The organism is Nocardia tenerifensis NBRC 101015 (assembly GCF_000308715.1).
Taxonomy (GTDB): domain Bacteria; phylum Actinomycetota; class Actinomycetes; order Mycobacteriales; family Mycobacteriaceae; genus Nocardia; species Nocardia tenerifensis.
This window is the reverse complement of the sequence record NZ_BAGH01000518.1, coordinates 1-5,591: the sequence shown is the minus strand read 5'-3', so window position 1 is coordinate 5,591 and position 5,591 is coordinate 1. Positions and strand designations below refer to the sequence as shown.

The window sequence follows — 5,591 nt, the reverse complement described above, 5'->3', positions numbered from 1 at the left end:
TGGGAATTCGGCGGCGCAGCTCCGGCGCCACCTCGGTCTGGAAGAGCGCGAGGCTGTCGAGGTAGTCGATCTCGGGGCGCCCGTCCCGCTCGGCGGACAGGTGGATCACCTCGTGGCCGAACCGCTCGTGCTGCCTGCCCACCTTGTCGATCACCTGCTCCGGGCTGCCGACCAGAGCCGAACTGCGGGCGACGAAGTCGTCGAGGGTCTCGAACACGATCGGCAGGCCGAGCCTGCGCGCCAACGCCAGTCGCGCCTCGAAGATCGGCCGGTAGGCGTCGAGAGCCTGCTGCGAGGTGCGGGCGACGTGGAACCCGGCCGTGCCCGCGCCGACCAGCGCGTCGGCGGGGTTGTGCCCGTGGAACTCCCAGCGTTCCCGGTAGTGACGGACCAGCTCGGCGTACGGTTCGATCGGGTTGGTGACGTTGGCGGAGAACAGCGGATCACCGTGGCGCGCGGCGAGTTCCACCGAGTCGCGGCTGGTCGCGCTGCCGTGCCAGATCCGAATTTTCGGCTGCCACGGCCGCGGCAGCGCCTTGGCCTCGGTCAGCGCGGGCCGGAACCGGCCCGACCAGGTCACGCTCTCGCTGGCCCACAGCGCCCGGAACAGGTCGTAGCCTTCGCGATTGCGGTCCCACTGATCCTCGGTGGTCACCTGGAACAGCTCGGCCTGCGCGCTGCCGTTGCCCTTGCCGATGATCAGCTCGAGCCGCCCGCCGGACAGGTTGTCCAGCGTCGAGTAGTCCTCGAAGGCGCGCACGGGGTCGAGCAGGCTGAGCGTGGTGACGGCGGTGAACAGCATGATCCGGGAGGTGACCGCGGCGATGTGGCTCAGGATGACCGGCGGCGCGGCGGACAGGAACGGATCCTCGTGCCGCTCACCGACGGCGAAGCCGTCGTAGCCGAGATCCTCTGCCAGCCTGGCCTGTTCGACCACGTCGCGCAGCCGCTCCCGGGTGCCGGGCAGGCGGCCGGTGGTCGGGTCCGGCACCCGGGTCACCAAAGTGAACAGCAGGAACTTCATGCGGTCGCTCCCAAATCGGCTGCGGCGGTGCGCAGCTGCTTCTCGAACGGATGCTTGCCAATCTCCTCGGCGGGCAGGCTCGGGTCGTACAGCGCGGTGTAACCGGCGGCCAGGTACAGGCCGACGGCCTCCGGTTGGCGCGGACCGGTGGTCAGATAGATGCGCCGGTAGCCGCGCCGCGCGATCTCGGCCTCGAGCTGTTCGAGCACGAACAGTCCCAGGCCCTGCCTGCGGTGCTCCCGGCTGGTCCAGATGCGTTTGAGCTCAGCGGTTTCCGCGTCGTAGCGCTGGAACGCACCGCCCGCCACCGCCTCGCTGTCGCGGGTGACCACCAGCAGCGCGCCGTGCGGCGGCGCGAATTCGCTTGCGGGGTAGTCCCGCAGCGACGCGTGCATCTCGCCGGGGCTGCGGCCGTAGCGGCTGCTGTACTCGACGGCGAGCTCGGCGAGCAGCGGCGCGGCCAGCGGGTCGTCCTGCGCGACCCGGTGTACCCGCAGATCGGGCGTGGAAAGCTGTCGGGTCACCGGTTCACCGCTGCTTCGGTAGGCCGGGCGGGTTGATCCGCGACTCGGTGACCTTCTCGGAGTTCAGCCCCCATCGATCGATCACCTGCTGATAGGTGCCGTGCTCGATGGCGTAGTTCAGCGCGTGCTGCACCGCGGTGACGAGCCCGTTGTTCTTCTTGGTGAGCACGGCGATCTCGCCCTGCAGCGCGTCGCCCGCGCCGGAGAAGGTGGCGAGGATCTTGGTCTGGTTCGCGGTGACCGAGTGGTAGATCGCGGTCGGGTTCGGCCCGATGTAGGCGTCGAGCCGCTGCGAGGCGAGCGCCAGGTAGTAGTCGCTGACCTTGTCGAAGTAGGCGATGTCGATGGGCGGCAGCTTCTCGGCGACGTTCTGCTCGTTCCACTTCACCAGCAGCTGCTCCTGGTTGGTGCCGGTGCCGACGCCGATCCGCTTGCCCGCCAAGCTTTTGCGGTCCTTGTAGTCGAGGGTGCTCTGCTTGGGCACCTCGAGCGCCACGGTGTCGTTGCGGTAGGTGGCGAAGTCGTACTTCTCCTTGCGCTCCTCGGTGACCGTCACGTTGGAGACGAAGGCGTCCACCTCGCCGGAGTCGATGCGCACGAAGTTCTGTGACCAATCCGCCACCTGCGCATCGAGTTTCAGGCCGAGGATGTCGGCGACGAGCGAGGCGAAGTCCACCTCCGAGCCGACCACGGTCTTGTCGTCGTCGGCGTAGAAGCGCAGCGGCGGGGCGGTGCCGGACGCGCCGGTCACCACCAGGGTGCCGCGATCTCGAATCGCCTGCGGCACTTCGGCGGCGATGCTGTCCACCTTGGTGGTGCGCACGCGGCCGGTCTGCGCGGCGGAGAGGTCGAAGGTGATCGCACCGGCGGTGGCGGGCGTGGACTCCGCCTCGGGGTCGGTGCAGCCGGTGGCCAGCAGTACGGCCGCGGTCGCGGCGGCGGTGGCCAGGGCGGAGAACTTCATCGGAAACCTGTTCATCAGCGGACTCGGGAAAGGAAGGCGCGGGTGCGCGGGTGGCGCGGATGGTCGAGGACGGCCTCGGGCGCGCCCTGCTCGACGATCGCGCCCGCGTCGAGAAAGACCACGGTGTCGGCGATCTCGCGGGCGAAGCCGATCTCGTGGGTGACGATCACCAGGGCGGTGCCGCCGTGCGCGAGGTCGCGGATCACGTCGAGGACCTCGCCGACGAGTTCGGGGTCGAGCGCGGAGGTCGGCTCGTCGAAGAGAATCACGCGGGGGCGCAAGGCGAGGGCCCGCGCGATGGCCACCCGCTGCTGCTGCCCGCCGGAGAGCCTGCGCGGGTACGCGTCGGCCAGCTCGCCGATGCCGACCCGATCCAGCAGCACCCGCGCCTCGGCCTCGACCTCCTTGCGGTCGCGGCGCTGCGCGGCCAGCGGGGCGAGCGTGACGTTGTCGAGCACCGTCAGATGCGGGAAGAGGTTGAACTGCTGGAAGACGAAGCCGATCCGGGAGCGCTGCCTGCGCACCTCGCGGTCGGGCAGCGCGTGCAAGGTGTTGCGGCGCAGGCGATATCCGATCAGCTCCCCGTCGATGTGCACGGTGCCCGCGTCGAGCGACTCCAGGTGGTTGACCACCCGCAGCAGCGTCGACTTGCCGGAGCCGGACGGGCCGATCACCGTGACCACCTCGCCGGAGCGCACGGTCAGGTCGACGCCGCGCAAGACCTCTTGCGCGCCATAGGATTTGCGGACGCCGCGGACCTCGACGGCGAACGGGGCGGTCATCGGGTCGCCCCGCGCGGTGCGGCGGAACCGGATTCGGCGATCTCGCGCAGCCTCCGCCGGGCGCGTTGCAGCGGCGACGGCGGCGGCGTGCGCTGGAGCGTGCCCTTGGCGTAGTGGCGCTCGATGTAGTACTGCGCCACCGACAGCACGGTGGTGAGCACGATGTACCAGGCGGTGGCGACCAGCAGCAGCGGCACCACCCGCCCGTTGCGTCCATAGATCACCTGGACCTGGTAGAACAGCTCGGCGATCGCCATCACCGACACGATCGAGGTGCCCTTGAACAGGCTGATCACCTCGTTGGTCGCGTTGGGCAGGATCGAGCGCATGGCCTGCGGGACGACGATGGAGCGGAACTGCCGCACGCGCGGAATGCCCAGCGCCGCAGCGGCTTCCAGCTGGCCCGCGTCCACCGAGATGATCCCGGCGCGAATGATCTCGGCCGAGTACGCCGCCTGGTGCAGCGCCAGCCCGATCACCGCCGCGGTGAACCCGCTGATCACCCCGTTCACCTCGAAGGTGAAGAACGCCGGGCCGAACGGGATGCCGACCGAGAGCGTGTTGTACAGGTAGGCGATGTTGAACCAGAACAGCAGCTGCACGATGAGCGGGATCGACCGGAACGCCCAGATGTAGCACCACGAGATCACCCGCAGCACGGGATTGTCCGAGAGCCGCGCGATGGCCAGCGCGGTGCCCAGCAGGAAGCCGAACGCGGTGCCGAGCGCGGTGAGCTCCAGCGTCACCTTCAGCGCGGAGAGCACCGACTTCGCGGTGATGTACTTCGCGAAAGTCGGCCAGTCCCAACCGGGGTTGGTCACCAGGCCGTGTACGAACTGGGCGACCAGGACGAGCGCGACGGCGCTGATCACCCAGCGCCACGGGTGGCGGGTCTTGGCGACCGTCGGCGCGGGATCGCCCGGCCCGGTGGGGGATTCGCCGGAGGCGACGGATTCGCCCGGGGCGGTGGGAGATTCGTCCGGCGTCTGCCGCACGACGGTGTCGGCTGCCCCGTCGGCGACGCGGGGTGCGGCGACCGGAACGTCGTCGTCCGCGCCGCGGACGGGTGCGGCATCGGGTGCGGCAAACGCACTCATGTCGGGGTCCTTCGGAAGAGCGAGAGACCGCGCCGCATCGGGTCGCGATCACAGCACCCGGCCAGCGACGGGTGCGACAGGCTGGCTTCGGTCAGTCCCGACAGCCGGCGGAGGTCACCTTGCACTGATCGATGTGGCGTCGGCCCCAGCGGGTGCCCCGGACAGCGGCGATGATCATGTCGGTTCCCTCCATCGGTCCCGGCGGAAGCACCCGCACCCGGTGAACCGGGGGGTTGCTGCGACGTCGACAAGCCAGGTCTCTCGGTCGCTCTGGATGGTTGTCGCCGATCCGGACACCGGACGATGTCAGGGTCGAGCCGAATTATCATGCCCAGCAGGCAAACCCTCGGACAAGGGAACTAATCAGCGTGAGCGTAGATCTTGTCCAGGCCCGATCGAGCGGGTAGCACCGATAGCCGAGGATGCGCTGGCTGCCGAGGCGGACGTCTGCACCGCTGCGGGCAAGCCCATCGGCGGCGGTGTCGGAAGCAGCATACGACGCATCGCGCGAACCCCGTGAACTCGGACAGCCTCATCGTGCGGACGACCCCGTTCCGTCGGTCCCTCCTCGCATCTGGTCGCGGCCGCGCTCGCCGTCATTCGTACTGCGTTGGTACTGCCCGTAATTGGTCGCCGCCGCGTGCGGCTTCCCGCGGAGTCGGGCTCGCTGCGGCGGTCGGCTCGGCGCAGCCGGATCTGCCTCGGGATCGTCGCGAACGTCGCGTTGGTGGATGCGACCCCGGCAGCAGGCCGCCGCGTCGATCCTGGCGCGGTGCGTGGGTGGTCGACCGTCCGGCTCACGCAATCGAGTCCGAAGCCGCGCGACGAAGCGACACGCCGACGGGTTGCCGGTGGCGATACTGCCTGTTCACCGTGTTTGCCGGAGTACCGTCAGCCTTCGATTGCGTCGACGATGAGAAGAGGTCTCCGTGGCCGTAGTGCGCCGTCTGACTGTAATATCCGCCGTCGCGACCTGCTCGGTCGCGCTGGCGCTCGCGGCACCGACCGCGGGTGCTCTACCCGCCGAGGCCCCGGCTCCGCCCGCCGGGGGCGCGGGCCTGCCCCTCGTGGGTGAGACGCTGCCGCTCGTAGACAAGACTCTGCCCCTCGTGGGTGAGGCTTCGCCCCCGTAAAGCCGTGCCCGCCGTGGGTGAGGCGCCGCCCGCCGCGTCCGCGCCCGCCGTTCCGCCCGCCGCGGCG

Annotated in this window: 6 protein-coding genes and 1 riboswitch; all 6 genes read right to left on the bottom strand. The window is 69.8% G+C overall.

From position 1 onward, the window contains the following. On the bottom strand, nt 1-1,024 hold a 1,024-nt coding region (locus ON39_RS34940; protein WP_040740587.1), incomplete at its 3' end, for an LLM class flavin-dependent oxidoreductase. Beyond that, nucleotides 1,021-1,548 carry a GNAT family N-acetyltransferase gene (locus tag ON39_RS34935; RefSeq protein WP_040740586.1) on the bottom strand — a complete coding sequence of 176 codons (528 nt, stop codon included), beginning with the start codon at nt 1,546-1,548 and terminating at the stop codon, nt 1,021-1,023. The genes ON39_RS34940 and ON39_RS34935, both read right to left, overlap by 4 nt. 4 nt (nt 1,549-1,552) lie before the next feature. Beyond that, nucleotides 1,553-2,512, bottom strand: coding sequence for an ABC transporter substrate-binding protein (locus ON39_RS34930; RefSeq protein ID WP_246002992.1), 960 nt, complete (start codon nt 2,510-2,512; stop codon nt 1,553-1,555). Nucleotides 2,513-2,526: 14 nt separating this feature from the next. Continuing rightward, nucleotides 2,527-3,294 carry an amino acid ABC transporter ATP-binding protein gene (locus ON39_RS34925; protein ID WP_040740584.1) on the bottom strand — a complete coding sequence of 256 codons (768 nt, stop codon included), beginning with the start codon at nt 3,292-3,294 and terminating at the stop codon, nt 2,527-2,529. Beyond that, nucleotides 3,291-4,391 (bottom strand): amino acid ABC transporter permease, encoded by a 1,101-nt coding sequence (locus ON39_RS34920; protein WP_246002993.1) that lies wholly within the window; start codon nt 4,389-4,391, stop codon nt 3,291-3,293. Before ON39_RS34920 ends, ON39_RS34925 begins: the two co-directional genes overlap by 4 nt. Before the next feature lie 186 nt (nt 4,392-4,577). Beyond that, nucleotides 4,578-4,672, bottom strand: a riboswitch (SAM riboswitch). A gap of 735 nt (nt 4,673-5,407) precedes the next feature. Beyond that, nucleotides 5,408-5,591, bottom strand: a 184-nt coding sequence (locus tag ON39_RS34915) for a hypothetical protein (RefSeq protein ID WP_040740583.1), incomplete at its 5' end; no start/stop codon positions are given.